Origin of the sequence: Legionella bozemanae, assembly GCF_900450575.1 — a bacterium.
Lineage (GTDB): Bacteria > Pseudomonadota > Gammaproteobacteria > Legionellales > Legionellaceae > Legionella > Legionella bozemanae.
In genome coordinates, this window is record NZ_UGGY01000001.1 from 511141 (window position 1) to 529097 (window position 17957).

Sequence of the window (17957 nt, forward strand, 5' to 3'; positions counted from 1 at the left end):
GTTCATCTTGATAATTAACTTATCTCTACGAAAGGTGCAAGAGGATTAGAGAAAAATATTACAAACAGCATTATTGTGAGTGGATTTAAAAAGATATATTTTATTCATTTTGTTCTATAATCAAACCATGGGCATTTATTTTATGGATGTATTATGAAACGTGGTTCAGAAGTCCAAATGGATATTATTGAGCGAGTAAAAGAAGTAAAAGATGAAATAAGGCGTCATGTGAGTGAAATAAGTAGTGCTCTTGAAGAGCGAGATAATGAAAAAGCCACCAAAGCGCTTATTAATTTTGGTGCATTTCTTCAAGACCGATATCCTGGTCTACTCTTGGATGATCTGCAAAAGCAAATGATAGAGTTAATGGGGGAAGAGCTATTTAATCAAAAAATGCCTCCGCTCGATTTTATTGAATATTTTGTAGCTGCGCGACAAGAGGTATACGAGGCTGTACTCGAAGATGATGCCCCACGTGGAGTGCAGGCAAATCGTATAGCTAAAATGGATGCTGCAACCAAGGGGGTAAATATTTTATCGGTTTTATTAGGAGGGGAGCGATGGGAAAAGGGATTACATGCAGTAAAAGACAAGTTTGACGAGTCTAAGCTCCCTTCAGTCAAAAAATGGATCTTAGAAGCTCCTTATCAAGTTAGTGAAAACCTTTCTGAAGCAGCGCGGCAAAAACGTCTTGCTTTAAGTTTTGTTTCAGAAATCCGTGACAATCTCGAGAAGACAATTAAGAGTTTAACGCAATAGATAAACGAAGAAGTTCAAAAAAATCGTGATTTATATAAATCATATTTTAAAGGTGACAGTCAAGAAATTGATATTGATGCATTAGTCAAAAATCTTAAGGAGAATCCGTCTGATGCACATTCTACTGAAATTAAAATGGCCGCTGCAAGTTACGATGCACTGCGAGCGCTTACTGCTACCCTAGATGACGCGGGTAAGGGAAATCCTACGCCTCAAGATAAACTTAGACGCTTTCAAGATCACTTAAATCAAGAGGAGATAAGAAACGCATTGGATACAAATCCGGATGATGGTGTGACTCAATTTTTAAAAACAGTACTCTATATACTAAAGTGTGCTGTGACCTTTACCGCATACCATTGGGTTACAGAGGGTGAATCCTTAAGATCAACACAGCAACAATCTCTTAAAGAAGCGCTAACAACGTTAAAAAAGGCTGACGAGGAGGGCGTTATAGATCAGCCGAAGAATACTATGTAATTTAATTACTAACTTATTGTTTTCGTTCGATGATAATCTCATGGATTGATTTAATGCAGTATGAATTTGGAATTGCTTTGAGAAGTAAAAGCACTGGCATAAGTTTGAGCTTTGGGCTTGCTTGACCCACTCCTTATTAATATGGAGGGAAATCGTATGCCTCACCATCCGCATGAATAGTTTTTATGATGGCTGTATTTTACAGCTGGACTCTTGGGAATATTAAATTTATTAATCTTATAGGTTTGTTTTTATACTATTTGCAGAACCAAATACACGCTCTGATCCTTTAATTAGGTGTGAAGTATCTATGTACCGTGTTGATATATTGAAATTGATTATCAAGAAAAACGAGCCATAATAATTAAAGGAATAATAGGGATGTAAGTTAAAATGAATACTTTTGATACCATCGCAATTGAATTTGATTTAACCCATCGCAGCATCAAGCACGTTGCTCTTGAAGACTTGCGGGTCCATGTTCAAGAGAAAAACAAAATTTATTGGATCCATAGTAACTTAAAGCAAGCGGATGCTTTTAAGCAATTAGTAAGAAAACTGAGATTACCTGCAGACGTAATTCAATTATGTTCTGAAGAAAATAATTTATCCAATCTTATTGATAATGACAATGCATTAACATTGCAAATTAAGTGTTTGGCTTCACTTGAGTTGAATGAGAAGAATGAACTAAATTTGGATAATCTTTTAATTCACCTTACACCGCATTACTGTTTTACTGCTGCCGATAAGCCTTTACCTGTTTTATTTGAGTTTTTTAATAATTGCTCAAAATCAGTGCATTATGCTAAAACGCCTTGCTTCATCTTATTTTTATTCCTTGAGGGGATTATTAATGATTATGCTAATGTTCTTTTTCATTATGAAGAAATCGCCGAGCAGTTTGAATCTGTAATACAAAAAAAGCATGAGAATATTTATAAAGATGTAGCGGAGGTAAAGCACCAAACGTTGCAAATTAAACGTGATATGATTGCAATAAGAGAAATTTTAATGCGGATCACCAGTCGAAATATCTTGGTTATCTCTGAAAAATGCCGCTCTTCTTTATATAATTTATCAAATCATAGCCATCTCATCATCAATGAAGTGGATTCGATTCGCGAGTTATTAAATAGCTTATTAGGACAGATCGATAATGAACTGATGCAAAAAATGAGTGAAACCATGGCCGTGCTTGCCGCATTTGCGGCTATTTTTTTGCCATTAAATTTAATTACTGGAATTTACGGAATGAATTTTGAGTGGATTCCTGAGTTGCATTGGAAATATGGATATTTTGGTGCCCTTGGTTTAATTGTCCTTTGCGCCATATTTCTATATCTTCTTTTTAAAAAGAAGAAATGGTTGTAATCTTAGTTTCATTAAATGCAGGATAAAGATGAATTCGCCGCGATTTTTAAAAAGGAATAGTAGTTATTTAATGCTGATTAAAAGATGAGTGCTCTTGCTCGTCCAGAGTTTCTTCTTGGTTTTCTCTAATCTTCTTAAATTGCAGCATGATAGTTTTTGCCGCTTTTTGGAATATATTTACTTTGGCGCCAGTATATTTATCCCAATCTCGCTCAAATTCTTCTATTCTGAAATTATTTGAAACACTATACGTGCTATAAACTGGATGAGGTTTGGATGAGTCGTTTTGGAAAAAAGATCGAACATCATCTTTTACCATTTGTAATAATTGAGGTTCATGTTCTAATTCTTTAGTGATGCCTCTTAGAACAGCAGAATAACCGATGCTGAAACCCGTCTTGGAATATTCTTTGTCCCAACATTCGAGATAAATATCGACTAGGGCTTGTTTATATTCTTCCAATGACTTATAGGTCGTGTGTTCCTTTTGGAACGTATGAACTGATTTTGCACTTGTTTTTGTAATTCCATAATTGTACTAAGCCGTGTTTTAAAACTACTGCTTATCTCAATGGGGAATTGGTGCCAAGATTTTAAAGAAGCATGCGCATTCTTTTTTTTATCTAAAGATAATTCATCTTCTGGATCAACATTTTGTTTCCCCCAATTGCGTAAAGTAGTTTCGAAATGAGGATTTGGTTTTACATCGGGTGAAGAAGTTATTTCTTTTCTTTCGATTAATTGCATTGAGGCCGGATGAAGTTTTTCATTTTGATCATAATACCGAAATGTTTTGATTTTAACATTCCCGGGAATCAATTCTTTATTATTCTCAAAAAAACACTCAACGGCTTCGAGAATATCTTCCCGATCATCAAAAAAAGAGAATTCAATTTGATCCTCTGGATGTTCTAGAGCTAATTTTTGAATTTGCGCATAGATAAGAGAAATTTTATTCTCATCATTTATCCATTTTGATATGCTTAGCCCCGTATTAGGTATTAAGCTCGTTTCGTATTGATGCCGTTGTTTAAGTAGTTTTTCAGCTCCTTGTAGTGTATGTCCATGAGCTTTTTCTGAATAAATATCCCCCATTAAAAAACCATCAAACTTGGCCCCAACCTCTTGGCTAAGTGCTTTGAATAGAGGAAAACAAGATCCTGGGCCATCTGCTTTATGATTTTTAGCATTAGAAATATCCATATACACATCTTGGCGATTAGAACCTACTATAACTTTATCAATCTGCATTTCCTGTAATTTCTGAATGAGAACTGGATTGCTGTTAATACATGCTTGGACTCTATCACCGCTATGCATCATTTGGTTTATGTAATCCTGATGACTCAAACATCCATCAAAATCAATGGAGGCGACACGAATAACTTTACCCATACATCCTGCTTTTTACACATCTACTCCCTTTAAATATAGATTAAAAATTGATTTTCCACTGCTTTTATCCCTAATTTTTCAATATATGAAATCAAGTAAATGTATGGTTGTGCCCAAGCTTTGGTATCTTATTTTTTCTTTCCATCATTGTTTCGTGAATATATGGACAAAGCGAGGATTGCTGATTATTGCTAAGATAGCCTTGGACGGGGCTGGGAACGGATAATTTTGTGGGATTTGGGTTTATTTTAAATACTCATCTTCACGATGAAGTGCAAAGATGAGATTGATTTATATCGGCGAGGGAGTTGGCTCCTATCAACGTCATGACAATCCCCATCTCGTTTCGAATAAGTTCGAGCATATGTTCAACGCCTGCTTGTCCTCGTGCGGCTAACGCATAAACGGTGGGTCTCCCTAAGAGCACCGCTCGCGCTCCTAGAGCGAGCATGCGTATGACATCAAGTCCTGAACGAATTCCTGAATCGACAAGAATCGTGAGCTCAGAACTTACTTTATCCACAATTTTGGGTAACGCTTTGGCCGTGGATAAAACACCATCAAGTTGTCTTCCTCCATGGTTGGAGACAATAACTCCATCCGCACCAAACAGCACTGCATCTTTTGCATCTTCTGGATCAAGTATTCCTTTAATGAGCAAGGGGCCTTTCCAAAAATTACGTATCCATTCCAGGTCTGACCAACTGATTGAGGGATCAAAGTTCTTGGTTAACCAGCCAATATAATCTTCTAAGCCTATGACTTGGTGAAGATAGGTGGAGATATTTCCCAAATCATGTGGGCGACCCATAATACCAGTATTATAAGTCCATGAGGGTTTCATCATGGCCTGTAAGAAACGACGCGTGCGGGTAAACGGACCACACATGCCAGAGTGTGCGTCTCGATAGCGTGCGCTTGGCGTAGACATGTCTGCAGTGAACACAAGATGAGTAATGCCACAGGCTTGGGCTCGTTCCAGCACGTTTTGCATAAAACCACGATCTTTGAGCACATAAAGCTGAAACCAGAGGGGCTGAGCACTTTGAGTGGATACTTCTTCCAAAGAACATATGGAAACCGTCGATAAGGTAAAAGGTATACCTTTTTTGGCGGCTGCTTTGGCAACTTGTACCTCACCGCGTCGAGCATACATTCCTGTAAGTCCTATAGGGCTTAAGATGACCGGCATCGCCAGTTTCTGTCCTAAAAGTTCTGTTTCAAAATTAAGATGCCCTACATTTTTTAAAATACGTTGTCGCAGTGTTACTTTGGCGAGATCGGAAGTATTTTCTCTTAGTGTTTGTTCTGTAAAAGCACCACCATCAATGTAATCAAACAGAAATCGCGGCAGTTTACGTCGAGCGGCTTCGCGATAGTCAGCAATAGAAGAAATGATCATATTCAAGTCCAATGTGTCACTAAATCTCTGTTTTGGGATGGGAGTTCGCTTTTTTGTTATGTCAGCATAACAAAAAGGAAAGCATCTCCCAAGTAACGAATTCAAAATATCGCTATAGGGGAAGTGGTTTATTAACCGCACACACCATTAAAGTAATCCTATTCTCGATATGAGAGTCTAGTGGAATACGGGAAAACCCGGGTTCAGCCTTGGAGGCTTATACTCAGACTACATTTTTAGATTTTTGATAAGAAACCTTGATGTATTTGAGTCATTTTCAATAAATATTCCGGTTGCTTATTATGTCCCCCCAACTTGTTCACAGGGGGTTGAGGCCTCAAATTTTTTCACCTACGTACCGCACATAAAGCGTAGTACGTAGAGAGATTAAATGAAAAACTGGCGATCTCTCAGGAGTAATTACTTAATTGCATTTTTACAAGACTGGTAATTGCATCCATCATTTTGTGGCATGATTCAGGACTTTCTGGAAATTGTTTGTAGATGATATTGGCCAAAAATGCAGATAAAGCTTGAGATATAACATTACTGCTACGTAAATTAGGCGGCAGCTTTTCTACGGATTGAACTAATGATGACAATAAATTTTGTCCTATAAAATTCATCGCCTTGGAATAATCTTCATTGGTTAAGGTGTCTGCTGTTTTGGTATTTTCATCTATGTTCATGTTTTGTTCCTGTAATTTTTGCTTAAGCGAAATTATAGAGTTTGCCCCCAATCACTTCAATGCCTGAAGAGAAATACGAGATTTTCCTATCATTATTTTAGGAGTAATGCGATAAGCTGCAGGCTTTTTCTTTTGAGATTCAGTAGACCTTTTTTGAGCGCTACTGCAAAGAAGACCCGCTTCGTCGATACTGTGCTCGAATTCTCATGTCCTTATGTGTACACTCCAGTTCTGCGTCTGTGTCTTCTCGCATTTCTCTCATTGCAGCGAGTTTCGAAAGAGGTCTAGGATATGGAGAGGAACCCCTATTAGTTAATGACGGATTGGGATTTACAATTTACTCATAATAAATTGATGTGTGTAAGGGGAATCCTCATTCAGAATTGCATCTGAAATTTGTTTTTCAATCGTTGTATTTAATTCTAAATCCTTTAAATTATTAACCGGAGAATAATCTCCGTGTCCTGCTCTTGGCAGTTTGGATTCAATACCTTCATTTAATTGCCCTAAAGGATCTAGTACGATTAAATCACCTTTTCCTGTTAAGTTAAAAGCGACACTACTGCCAAATAATGGATTTGGTTTAGCTCCTTCTTGAGTTAATATTTTAAATGTTTGCTTATAGCACAAACTGGGTTCATCGGTGCTGCTTCCAGGGCCTACTACAGTGACTTGTTCCGCTAAGTCTGACCATGTAAGTTTTCTGCATGTAAGTCTTTGCACGTCGGCAAGAATTCGATCGAGCTCTACCTTTACTGTTGCATAAGTTTCATGTTCGCCGAATATATGGCCTACATAATAACAAGGTGTTTCTTGCTCATCCTCTGTAGTAACCAAAACGCCAGTACATTGTAAGAGACCCTCAGTTCCCAAAACGTCCAAATCGCCTTCTTTAAATCCTGCACCTGCATCAACCCCTACGCGATAACAACTTAAATTCTTCATGCTCAGCAGATGTTCTGAATTGGGCATATAAAATAATGAAAAATCATTGCACTGATTTAAGAGAGAATTGATTTCTTGTTCTTCATCATTGGCTTTTTTCTTTATTAGATTTTTAAGGAGTATTGCTGCCCGCCAATACTCTTTTTCATTAAGCCCCGATAGTAATTTTAAAGCTTCATCAAGCTTTTTGTAGTGTAAGAGGTTTTTATAATAGGTAGACATTTCGCTTAACCTGATGTTTTCTGTATCCAGTAGAACTAGTTCATCATCACCGTCAGTTACAATTATTTTTGTCATGATATTGCCTTTCTTACATATTGGCCTAATATTATACATGTGAGTTGTCAATTACAATTCCATTGATTATGATTTGCATCAATTAAGTGAATTACATAGTTCTTATAAACTAAATAATGGCCTAAATTCAGTGGATGCTTCGATACTTTATACCTTTAGACGCTGCCCTTATGCAATTAGAGCACGAATGGTGCTCGCATATTCCAAGATTAAAGTAGAACAACGTGAGGTTGAGCTTAAAAACAAACCGCAGGAAATGCTGCTTGCCTCTCCAAAAGGCACTGTTCCAGTATTAATTTTAGAAAATGGTCGTGTGATTGATGAAAGCATTGATATTATGATTTGGGCCTTAACACAATTTGATCCTGATGGCTGGCTCTCTGTTGGAGAAAAAGATAAGTGGCATGAATTAATTCGCTTAAATGATATAAAATTTAAACCTATTTTGGATCATTATAAGTACCCACAAAAATCAGAGAAAAAAGATCCACTTTATTATAGAGAGGAAGCCCAAGAATACCTCTATAAATTAAATTCGCTATTAATAAAAAATCACTTTCTTTTAGCAAACCGTATCAATATAGCCGATATTGCTTTGTTTCCCTTCATAAGGCAATTTTATATGGTTGATCCACAGTGGTTTGCACAAAGTGACTATAAATCCCTACATTCATGGTTACAATTTTTTTTGAATTCAGAGTTGTTTCTTACTGTGATGAAAAAACCTATATCAGGATGAACGCTTTGTATAATTGCAGCCATTGCTTGTATGATGACACGGTTTATTTTCAAACTGCAGTGTGGTGTGATAAACTGAAAATTTGGTGGCAAGCATTTCTTGAAGCAAGGGTAATAACTCTTCTGAGTGATTATATGAACTATCATAAACCACATGCGCAGTAAGGCTGGATTTACCGCTAGTAAGTGCCCATAGATGAAAATCATGTACACTCAAAATCCCGGAAATCCGGCATATTTCAGATTTTATTTCTTCAACATCCATACCTTCCGGAACCCCTTCAAGAAGAATATTAATTGTTTCTTTTAACAGGATCCAGGTTCGAGGCAACACCCATAAACCAATTGCAATGGCAATGATAGAGTCTACCCACTCATAACCAGTCCAGCGGATAATTAGTGCACCAATTAATACACCAATGGAACCGAGCATATCGCTCCATACTTCAAGATAAGCACTTTTAACATTGAGGTTTTTGTCTTTTCCACTTGCAAGCAATTTCATGCTGATCAAATTAATCACCAACCCAATTGCTGCAATAACAAACATGCCTACCGTCTGGATGCTCGCAGGTTCATAGAGACGTTGATACGCTTCATATAAAATATAAATGGCAACAAAAAAAAGTAACATTGCATTAAAAGCAGCTGCAAGAATTTCGAAACGATGATAGCCAAATGTTTTCCGTATATTGGCAGGGCGGTCAGAAAGATAGACTGCTGTCAGCGAGATGGCTAATGCGCTGGAGTCGGTCAACATGTGTGCTGCATCGGAAAGAAGCGCTAAGCTGTCAGTAATAAGTCCTCCAATTACTTCAACAATTAAATAGGTGGTTGTGAGAATAAATGCCATCCAAAGATATTTTTTATTCTGATTCGTTGGAATTGCATGACTATGGTCGTGAGACATCCACTTGCTCCTGTTAAAACGCTCTTTTTCTTATTAATAGCATAGATGAACTATCGTATTTGATAATCTGAACTGGAAATTGTAACACATCTGAATCATTGCTATTCGTGCATGCACTATTAAATATTTATAAACCAATAATTATTTCCTTGACAACAGTTTCCTAGGAAACTAAAATGTAAACCTGTGGAGGCATTCATGCTAAAAGTTAAAAAAAGAAAAGAAGTAAGTCAATTGACGGATCATATCGGTTATTGGCTGCGCTTGATTTCTAATGAGGTGTCGCATGCATTTGCAAGGAAACTTGCGCAAACAGGGGTTACAGTTGCCGAATGGGTTGTACTCAGAAAAATGTATGATTGCAATAACATCATATCGCCCAGTACCGTTGCCCATGTTACGGGTCTCACTCGTGGCGCAGTTTCCAAACTGATTACAAGACTCCTTGAAAAAGGCCTGGTAAATCGTAAGGAATCTGCTGATGATCGCCGTTATCAAGACATAGAGCTTACCTCAACAGCTGTAGTGCTCGTGCCTAAACTGGCTGCTCTGGCAGATCAAAATGATGAAGAGTTTTTCTCGAAACTTACATGTGCACAGCAAGAGCAATTCTTGAAACTTTTAAAGAAACTTGTTTATTTCCATCAAATTAAAACCGCACCAATTGAATAGACTTCTTTTGAAACTCTACTGCAATGGCAAATTGCTTTGCGGTGCTCGAATCCTCATGTGACTGCGTGTACACTCCGGTTCTGCGCTCCGTTTCTTCTCGCACTTTGCTCACGGCAGCGAGTTTTGAAAGAAGTCTAAAAAAACGGAGAATTAAACGTGAGTAAAGCAATTGATAATTTAATGAACGCAATCCAGTCGGCAATTGCAATTCGTCCTAAAGTAGGAGGTTTTCCTGTTTTAGCAGAAGTGATGCGTCAAGCAGGAGTCAAACAGACTCTTTGGTATTTACCGTCTTGTCAGAGTATCTATATTACTAAAGAGGGGAATATTGTTTCTCAAGAATCCCCTTTGGTTACAGGACAAGTCGATATTCCCGAGTTTAATAAGGCAGAACTTATAAAGGCCATTCGTATTGATCAAGCGGGTGAAAGCACTTTTCCTGAGTTTCTTCGCGCATCTTGGGAAGCTGGAGTAGTCCATTATCATGTTGACTTAGAGAAGCGCACCGTAACTTATTATGGTGTACTTGGTGAGTCGTATGTTGAAGATTATCCTGCTGTAACAGTGAATTAATAAAATTTTATTTTACAGTGAATTTGGCTCAGAATTCATTGGTATCTTTCAAAAGAGTTTTCCGGGATGTTCTAAACATCCCAGATGGTGCTATTTGTTGCATGTGTTGCGTTTTAAAAACTGCTTCTCTTCAGGTGTTCACTGCAGTTTATTCTCTTGTTCTGTCTGCTGTGAAAGAACATCGATCTTATAAGTGCAGCCATTGCGCCAAAGCATGGATCCCTGCTGTTAAATCCTCTTCACTGCCGCCAAACGATAAGCGTACATAACCTTCTTTGCCAAATGCAACTCCTGGCACGAGAGCAACATGGGCTTCTTCTAATGCGTGTTTACAAAATTCTGTGGAGTTCTGTTTTTTAAAACCGAGACTGCTTAAAGAAATAAATACGTAAAGGGAAGAAGCAGGAGCTTGTATGGTGAGATCAAAATGCTGACACAAGGCATTAAGGAGTGTATCTCTTCTTTTTTGCATGCATTGTTTCACCCAGGAACTGATATGATCTATTTCATTTAATGCAGCAACTGCCGCCCATTGACTTAAAGTAGTGACGCCGCTGGTACTTTGACCTATTAATGCTGTTAATGGCTGGATAATTTGTTGAGGGGCAAAAATAAAGCCAATTCGCCAACCGGTCATGGCAAAATTTTTTGAGCAACTTTGAATAATAATGACGCGATCCTGAAATTGGGGAAAGGAACCACAAGAGATGTAATTGTGCTCATTGTAGGTCAGGGCACTATATACTTCATCAGCAATAACTAAAAGTCCTTGCTCATGAGCAATTTGCAATAATTGGACGAGCTCGGATTCAGTATATAAAGCACCGGTTGGATTTGTGGCATTATTCAGAATAAGGATTTTACTTTTAGGAGTGCATGCGTTTTTGAGCGCCTGAGGCGTCAGCTTCCAGCCTTCTGTTTCTTTAGTTTCAACAATAACTGGTACCCCGCCAAACAGTTTGGTCATGGCTGGATAGGAAACCCAATAGGGGGAGGGGATGATGATTTCATTGTGCTCTTGCACTAATAATTGCATCAGTAAGTAGATTCCAAATTTTCCACCATTAACGACAAGGCAGTTCTCTTTTGGGAATGAACAATCATAAACTTCATTCATCCATTTACTTGCTAAAAGCCGTAGTTCTGGAATTCCTGATACTGGAGGATAAAGAGTATGTCCTTGCTCTAAAGCACGCGTCGCCGCAGTGATAATTAATGGATGGGGTGGAAGTTTGGGCTCACCAGCGCTTAGATTATAAATTTTAATCCCCGCATTTATTTTTTGCTGAGCCAATGAATTAATCACAACTGTTGCTGAATCCTCAGGTAAAATCTTCATTATTTTTGTACCTTTCTAGAGTTTGATATAATTATTTTGAATAAACGATTAATAAATTCCTTTGGCAAATGATATTGTTTGGATAAATACTCATAAAACTCAAACAATTGTTTTTCACGGGAGCGGTCTACTATTTTTTTTCCTTCTTTTGATTTTAAGGCGCCAATTTGTTTCGATAATTCGAGACGCTTTGCTAAGATTTCAATGATGCACGCATCAGTTTGTTCAATTTGTTTTCTCAATTCTTCGAGCGTAGGCATGATTTTCTCCTTACTTGAGAAGACTTGTGTTATCGCGATACTTTTTTACCAGGATAAAAGCAGTTCGATTCGGATGGCTGTCGTGAATATTTGCTGCTTTTATTTCTAAACCATAAAGTTCGGCACACCGTGCCGGTGCAATCACCGCGGCATGGGATGGCAATATCCCTTCTGCTAAATCCTTTGCTGCTTTTGCGGTATCGATCCACTCTATTTGTTCGGTCTCTTTAAATTGTTTTCGTAAAAATTGGTTGCATTGAGCTAATCCTTGGGGATGGGATACAATGTGCGTAATTTGATCGCGCTGAATTCCAGGATTTACAAGCAAGCATTGATTAATTTCATGCCATAATTCGTCAACAAGAGTAAATAAATGTCTGCCCATTGCCTGGAATGCTGGTTTTACTAATCCTCCTAAAAGATTAACAACAGGCACGATACCCAGATTAATGGCTCCGTTTTCAATAGCATTGAGAACGCCTTCCATATCCAGTAAATGGATAAGAGTGGGATCAATTCCTTTTTGTCTTGCATAAATTAGGGCTGCTTCTTCAGAAAACGAGCCCACATCACCAGAAATACCGAATAAAGTCGTCATACGAGTTCCTCCATGGGTAATTCTTTTTTCTCTAAAGATCGTAACTTAGCTAATTCCAACAGAAAAGTTTCTGTTTGCTCCCAGCTTAGACAAGGGTCGGTGACAGATAGCCCACTTAAATCAAGGGCTTCTGGGGCCATCGGATCTACTTTTTGACTCCCTTCTTTGATAAAACTTTCAACCATGAATCCTTTGACCAATGGCTTTAAATCAGGATGCCTTTTAAGGCTATCCAAAACACTTAAAGCAATGGAGGGTTGTAATTGATGATTTTTTTTGCCATCTACCAGACAATTATCATGGCTGACATCAACAATGACCGAAGGGTTAGCTATCTTATGGAGATCCATATAGCACTTCACCTCTTTAAGATGGGCAATGGAATAATTAGGTGCATGGTTTGAGCCACGTAAAACCAGATGAGCATGATGATTGCCATGTGTTTGCACTTCATAGCCATCAAATACAGCGACATGATCATGTTGTGAGGCAACAATACTATTTACCCCCACTGCTAACGAACCATGTGTGGGATTTTTTAATCCTACAGCGCAATCTAGAGCGGAAGCAAAAATTCGATGCTCTTGATCCTCTGAGCTGCGAGCACCAATGGCTACCCATGAGAGAAGCTCAAGAAATCCTTTGGCATTATGAGTAAATAAAGCTTCATCGGCAATGGACAATCCCATTTCGATGACTTTAATCATCATCTCTCGTGTGTATTTTATTCCGGCTGCGATGTCTGGGGGAGAAAATAAATCGGGTTGGTTTACAGGGCCTGTCCATCCTTTAGTTGTCCGGGGCTTTTGAATATATACTCTCATGATTAATTTTAATTCGTGTTTTACTTTCTCATTGAGTTTCACTAAACGTTTGGCGTATTCCAGAACAGCCTTTTTAGGCCAGGCAGAACAAGGCCCCACGATCATTAAAAGACGATGATCACGGCCTTCTAAGATTGCTTTGATTTCTTCTCTATCGCGAGCAATTTGTTGAGCGGCAGCATGCGATAAGGGGATTTTTTGAATAATTTCTTCTACAGGAGGTAGTTTTTTTAAAATTGAATAACTCATAATCCCCTCCTGCAACCCGTAAGTACTTTGGATAGGTCATGAGAACAACGCGGCGATTGATGATGCATGATGTACACTCCTCTTTGGTTCTATCCAACGCCCATGCTTTTTATTGTCTGGGAATTCGGGTACCAAAAACCCCCAGACTAAGCTGGGGGTTGGAGTGTTAGTTTATTCTACCTAACCACCCAGCGCCGGGCTAAAAAAGCTAAAATAAAAAAAGCAAACAACGGCTTGTGTAAAAGCTGCTTTTCTATTTAACTTTTGGTGTACGGTAGAATGAGACATGAAAAAATCACAAAAATTTATCTGTACTATTAATATACAATTTAGTGGTGGGGCTGTCAATACCCTAAAGAATATTGAAATTATTTGCGCAGCAGCACTTATAACCCTCTGTGTGATTATGTTGGGTCTGATTTTGCTGTGTTTTCTGTGACTTGCCAGCGACGTGCAATAGGGCTATATTTTTTACTTCTCTTTCTAAAACAGTAAAAAATGACCAAAATTGCGCTTTACTTAGCTGGTGGTGGAGCCCGCGGCGCCTATCAGGCAGGGGTTCTTAAAGCGATCAGCACCATTCTTGATACAAAAAAAATTCCTTTCAATATGATTAGCGGCGTGAGTGTTGGCAGTATTAATGCTGCGGTAATTGCTGAAAATGCACTGGATTTTTCTGCTGGTACGAACAAATTAAATGAATTATGGAATAATATTACGTGCCAGCATATTTTTAAGTCCAGCAATTATGCGCTAAGCATATCAGCTATGCGGAATATGAGCAGTATGCTGACCAGACAACGCCTTTTGGGCCATATTCTTGATACCTCGCCTTTGCGCCAGTTTATTAATAACATCATTAATTTTGAGGTTCTGGATGGCGTGATTAAGAATAAGCATTTAGACATGATGGAAATCATCAGTAACTGTTATGAAATGCAAAAAACCATCTCCTTTTATCAACATCATGCAGAGGATTTTGCAGATTGGGATGATCCACTTCACAGCAGTCAACGGGTTACTCTGCAAATGAAGTATTTTTTGGCGTCGACCTCATTGCCTTTATTCTTTCCGCCTGCAAAAATCGATGGACTTCATTATGGAGATGGTCATGTGGGATTAGCAGCTCCGTTACGTGGTGCTATCCGTTGTCAGGTAGATAAGATTTTAATTATTGGTACGCGCACATTACCGAGTATGAGCGATCCAGAAAAATTACGCGGCGGCGATATTGATTTTTCTCGTGTTTTGGGGGGTATGGTTAATGGGTTATTTTTAGATAATCTCGAGCGTGATCTGGAGATGGTAAGTCATATGAACCATATGGCGCATATGGTTCCCACGAGGGATCATTCTCATTGGCGTCCCATCCAAACCTTACATCTACGACCGAGTGTGGATGTAGCCAGTCTGGCTCAATCTCAATACAATAATATACCTATGCTCTTGCGTATTCTGCTTAATTTTCTTGGTGCTAAGCGGCATTCTGGTGATTTACTCAGTTTTCTTTTATTTGAAAAGGCGTTCACTCGCGAATTAATAAAATTAGGTTTTGATGATACGATGGCTGCACATAATTCCGTTTTAGATTTTTTTAATGCATAGCCTATTTTGTGCCTGGAATATTCTTGTAACGTTTCATCTAATAATTGTCTTGAACTCCTACTTCAAAACAGTTGCTTAGCGTTTTTTATTCATTATGTTGTCTTCTAATTGAGTGGCATAATCAGTTAATAACTTTGCAACGTAGTCTTCTGTTTTTTTATCATAGAAAGATTTAGGGGCTTGCCACATGTCCGCTTCGGCTAAAATTGATTCTTTAGATTCATCCAATACGTGTGCCAACTGTTCTTTATCTGCTGCCGAAATGGGAAGCGTTTGTATTGTTTGCAAAACATGTTCTTTTTCTAGGGGATGATGTTGTGAATTTTTTGTTGATGGAGAGTGGGTACTACTAAAAAATAAAAAGGATTTATGATTACTATATTCTTTAGGTGGCTTATAGGTACTTTGAGGTTGAATCGCACGGCTCAAGTCCATTAAAATTTGTGCTATTTGTTGACTCAATTGCTGCTCGTAAAATGTGCTGTCTCGCCACGCAGAAGCTTCTTTATTGAGTACTTCGACAGGTTGGTCTATCAATAAAACTAATTCTTCCTTATCTTCTTCACTGATAGGAAGACTGAATAAGCGGTTCAAGGTTTGTTCTTTAAGACGAGCATGGACATAGTTTGTTAGAATTTGCTCTACTTGGTTGCAAACATTTTGTTCGTATAAGTCGCTATGCAGCCAATCAAGCGCTTCTTTTTTAATGAGCTCAATAGGTTGATCCAACAATAAAACGAACTCATGTTTATCTATATCGCTAATAGGAAGACTTAATAATGCGCTTAAGGTTTGCTGCTTTACATCCATCGCGTCATTTTCAGAAGTTTCTGGAGGATACATCATCTCTTCTGCATCTACATCATAATTATCCGATAAATATTCTTCAGAAATACCTGTTTTAAGGATTGCTTCAATTCCCGAGGGAAGTAAATGTGTGGGTAAAATTTGAAATAAACTGGATAATGTCTCAGAAGAAAGTTTTTTAAAGTATTCCTCATCATTATCTTCAAGTGCTTTTTTACATAGAGCGATAATATAGTCTTCATCGATATCCATTGTGATGTCGATGCTAAAATTTTCTAATGATCTGCAGTCAACAAAGTCTGCATATTTATCTTTTATCCATTGATTGCCACCGGCATTTTGTGCACAACGCAAGAAAATATTTGATAAAAAATATTGCTGATTTTGGGCATCTAAATGATGCAAAATTGAAGTAATTAATCGATCATCGTCTGCATTTAGAATTAACTTGAATATTTTATTGTTTTTTTCCTCGAATATTTTTAATACCGTGGTTTGCTCCAATTTTCTGGTTTCTAATAGTTTTATGAGTAATTCTGTTTTTTCTGTATGGATAAGATAATTAAAGAAATCTTCCTGATATTTTTGTAAAAAAATACTCCCTTTCTCGCCTTCCAAATCACGGGATAACTCCTGTGCTGCCAGTGCAAAAAATTGATATGTGGCGTTTTCTTCAACAAATCTTAATAACCCATCATAGGCATTAAATTCTTGATGAATCGTTGCAGTAATTTGTTGCCACTGCTTTAGGAGGACTGATCTTTGCTCCGTGGCAATTTCAATCATTTTTTGTAACATTTCTTGATTGATTTCATCTTCGGTAACAAGATGTACACAAGCATTGATGTAATCATAAAGTGGTTGGTGCTCATTAAGTTCTTGAATGAATTTTAAAAATTGGTTATCCAAAAAATATCTTTTATTATCTACAACATCAAAAAAAGGTAAGGAAAGAGAAGACATCACCTGACCAATAGAAGTATCCCCCGCTGCACATGTTGTATCTGCTATAGCGAATAAAGCATTTATTTCATCATTGGAGCAATCTTTCATTTGCAACACATCTATTTGTCTTTGCCCATCTCCAATTTTGATAATCGATTCACTACCATCACTGTTATGAAAAACAATGTGTCCAATGCCTGCTTGAGACAAACTGGATAAATCCATTTCTTTTAAAGTGGCAGGATTTAATTGATTCGAGGTAATTAAAATATTTTTTTGCTCCGATATCTTACTGACTAATGTGAGGTAAGCTTGCTTTGTTAATTTGGTATGCAGATAACCTGTAGCAATAAAGCAGTCTTGACTTATCGCTTGGGACACAATCTTTTTAACAAGCGGGCTTTTAATGTGTTGATCGATTATGTCTTTTTTAGAGATTTTTTGAGAATCTAATTCGTTACTCAGCTGACTTATTGTTTCATTTAATTTTATTCCTGTTTCTTTATTATGCTTTTCAAGTCCCATATAAACTAAACCTTGGGCATAGGGTTTGGTTTGGTGTGCAGATATGCCGGGTCTAATTTCAAAAAAAGATAACCAATCGTGTTGTGTAAAAATTCCGTTAGCATTCAAAAATGTATTTTTATCTGAAATTTGAAGTTGGGCAGATATCTGCATTCTAAAATCGGAGCGTTCTAAAATACCTGCTTGTTGTAAGGCTTTTAAAGCACCTTGCCCTTTATCTGTTAAAACCAATGCTCCATTTTCATTAACTGTGTAAGGAATAAGATAATAATTTTCAGACTGCCCGACTTCTAAAATTGATGCCGCTTTCTCCATGTCTGTATCAAGGACAAATGCAACACGAGTAATATTGGTATGGGGGACTGATTCAAGATAATCAGCAAAATCTTTCAAATGAACTAAATCACCAATGCCATCGGGCAACACATGAGTACAGAGTACAAAATTAATGGGGGAGTTTGTATCTGAATTAAAAAGTTCAGATTTTTCTTTTCGTAAAGAGGCCATACTCTCTAGAAAATGATGTATCTCTTTGTCGGTATTCATCGTCAGCGTACTTCTCGTTATTTGC

Annotated in this window: 18 protein-coding genes; 7 read left to right on the forward strand and 11 right to left on the reverse strand. The window is 37.7% G+C overall.

Features of this window, described 5'->3' with window-relative positions; translation table 11 throughout:
* Nucleotides 1–153: 153 nt before the first annotated feature.
* The 3 genes from DY223_RS02250 to DY223_RS02260 all read left to right on the forward strand — a co-directional run bounded on the left by DY223_RS02250 (nucleotide 154) and on the right by DY223_RS02260 (nucleotide 2613).
* Nucleotides 154–759, forward strand: a complete 606-nt coding sequence (locus tag DY223_RS02250; RefSeq protein ID WP_058457850.1) for a hypothetical protein — start codon at nucleotides 154–156, stop codon at nucleotides 757–759.
* 135 nt (nucleotides 760–894) lie between these two features.
* Nucleotides 895–1239: a hypothetical protein gene (locus DY223_RS02255; RefSeq protein ID WP_058457851.1), complete on the forward strand. Its 345-nt coding sequence runs from the start codon at nucleotides 895–897 to the stop codon at nucleotides 1237–1239.
* A 393-nt stretch (nucleotides 1240–1632) separates the two neighbouring features.
* Nucleotides 1633–2613: a magnesium transporter CorA family protein gene (locus DY223_RS02260; protein WP_058457852.1), complete on the forward strand. Its 981-nt coding sequence runs from the start codon at nucleotides 1633–1635 to the stop codon at nucleotides 2611–2613.
* 67 nt (nucleotides 2614–2680) lie between these two features.
* Here the strand turns inward: DY223_RS02260 and DY223_RS02265 are convergent, their stop codons facing one another.
* The 5 genes from DY223_RS02265 to DY223_RS02285 all read right to left on the reverse strand — a co-directional run bounded on the left by DY223_RS02265 (nucleotide 2681) and on the right by DY223_RS02285 (nucleotide 7341).
* The gene (locus DY223_RS02265) at nucleotides 2681–3076 is read right to left on the reverse strand and encodes a hypothetical protein (RefSeq protein WP_058457853.1); all 396 of its coding nucleotides are present in this window, start codon (nucleotides 3074–3076) and stop codon (nucleotides 2681–2683) included.
* Nucleotides 3052–4008 carry a hypothetical protein gene (locus tag DY223_RS02270; RefSeq protein ID WP_058457854.1) on the reverse strand — a complete coding sequence of 319 codons (957 nt, stop codon included), beginning with the start codon at nucleotides 4006–4008 and terminating at the stop codon, nucleotides 3052–3054. The genes DY223_RS02265 and DY223_RS02270 overlap by 25 nt, the downstream gene beginning before the upstream one ends.
* A 262-nt stretch (nucleotides 4009–4270) precedes the next feature.
* Entirely contained in the window at nucleotides 4271–5410 is a 1140-nt protein-coding gene (lldD, locus tag DY223_RS02275; RefSeq protein ID WP_058457855.1) for an FMN-dependent L-lactate dehydrogenase LldD, read from the reverse strand.
* Between the two features lie 410 nt (nucleotides 5411–5820).
* Nucleotides 5821–6099 (reverse strand): hypothetical protein, encoded by a 279-nt coding sequence (locus DY223_RS02280; protein ID WP_058457856.1) that lies wholly within the window; start codon nucleotides 6097–6099, stop codon nucleotides 5821–5823.
* Nucleotides 6100–6429: 330 nt separating this feature from the next.
* Nucleotides 6430–7341, reverse strand: a complete 912-nt coding sequence (locus tag DY223_RS02285) for a hypothetical protein (protein WP_058457857.1) — start codon at nucleotides 7339–7341, stop codon at nucleotides 6430–6432.
* Nucleotides 7342–7414: 73 nt separating this feature from the next.
* On the opposite strand from DY223_RS02285, the gene DY223_RS02290 reads away from it, so the two are divergent.
* Complete coding sequence (locus DY223_RS02290) at nucleotides 7415–8080, forward strand: glutathione S-transferase (RefSeq protein ID WP_202972286.1); 666 nt, start codon at nucleotides 7415–7417, stop codon at nucleotides 8078–8080.
* On the opposite strand, the gene DY223_RS02295 is transcribed toward DY223_RS02290, so the two are convergent.
* Entirely contained in the window at nucleotides 8072–8989 is a 918-nt protein-coding gene (locus DY223_RS02295) for a cation diffusion facilitator family transporter (protein WP_058457858.1), read from the reverse strand. The two genes, DY223_RS02290 and DY223_RS02295, sit on opposite strands and share 9 nt — an antisense overlap.
* Before the next feature lie 198 nt (nucleotides 8990–9187).
* Between DY223_RS02295 and DY223_RS02300 the strand changes: the two genes are divergently transcribed.
* Nucleotides 9188–9661, forward strand: coding sequence for a MarR family winged helix-turn-helix transcriptional regulator (locus tag DY223_RS02300; RefSeq protein ID WP_058457859.1), 474 nt, complete (start codon nucleotides 9188–9190; stop codon nucleotides 9659–9661).
* A gap of 156 nt (nucleotides 9662–9817) precedes the next feature.
* Entirely contained in the window at nucleotides 9818–10234 is a 417-nt protein-coding gene (locus DY223_RS02305; protein ID WP_058457860.1) for a DUF1398 domain-containing protein, read from the forward strand.
* A 187-nt stretch (nucleotides 10235–10421) separates the two neighbouring features.
* On the opposite strand, the gene DY223_RS02310 is transcribed toward DY223_RS02305, so the two are convergent.
* The 4 genes from DY223_RS02310 to DY223_RS02325 are packed head-to-tail and all read right to left on the reverse strand — an operon-like array spanning nucleotide 10422 to nucleotide 13504.
* A complete protein-coding gene (locus DY223_RS02310) occupies nucleotides 10422–11573 on the reverse strand; it encodes a pyridoxal phosphate-dependent aminotransferase (protein ID WP_058457861.1) in 1152 nt (383 codons plus the stop codon).
* A complete protein-coding gene (locus DY223_RS02315; RefSeq protein ID WP_058457862.1) occupies nucleotides 11573–11833 on the reverse strand; it encodes a chorismate mutase in 261 nt (86 codons plus the stop codon). The genes DY223_RS02310 and DY223_RS02315 overlap by 1 nt, the downstream gene beginning before the upstream one ends.
* Nucleotides 11834–11843: 10 nt before the next feature.
* Nucleotides 11844–12431 carry a prephenate dehydratase domain-containing protein gene (locus DY223_RS02320; protein ID WP_058457863.1) on the reverse strand — a complete coding sequence of 196 codons (588 nt, stop codon included), beginning with the start codon at nucleotides 12429–12431 and terminating at the stop codon, nucleotides 11844–11846.
* Nucleotides 12428–13504: a 3-deoxy-7-phosphoheptulonate synthase gene (locus DY223_RS02325; protein WP_058457864.1), complete on the reverse strand. Its 1077-nt coding sequence runs from the start codon at nucleotides 13502–13504 to the stop codon at nucleotides 12428–12430. The genes DY223_RS02320 and DY223_RS02325 overlap by 4 nt, the downstream gene beginning before the upstream one ends.
* A 498-nt stretch (nucleotides 13505–14002) precedes the next feature.
* On the opposite strand from DY223_RS02325, the gene DY223_RS02330 reads away from it, so the two are divergent.
* Nucleotides 14003–15109, forward strand: coding sequence for a patatin-like phospholipase family protein (locus tag DY223_RS02330; RefSeq protein ID WP_058457865.1), 1107 nt, complete (start codon nucleotides 14003–14005; stop codon nucleotides 15107–15109).
* A gap of 75 nt (nucleotides 15110–15184) precedes the next feature.
* Here the strand turns inward: DY223_RS02330 and DY223_RS02335 are convergent, their stop codons facing one another.
* Nucleotides 15185–17932 carry a hypothetical protein gene (locus tag DY223_RS02335; RefSeq protein ID WP_176580213.1) on the reverse strand — a complete coding sequence of 916 codons (2748 nt, stop codon included), beginning with the start codon at nucleotides 17930–17932 and terminating at the stop codon, nucleotides 15185–15187.
* Nucleotides 17933–17957: the final 25 nt, after the last annotated feature.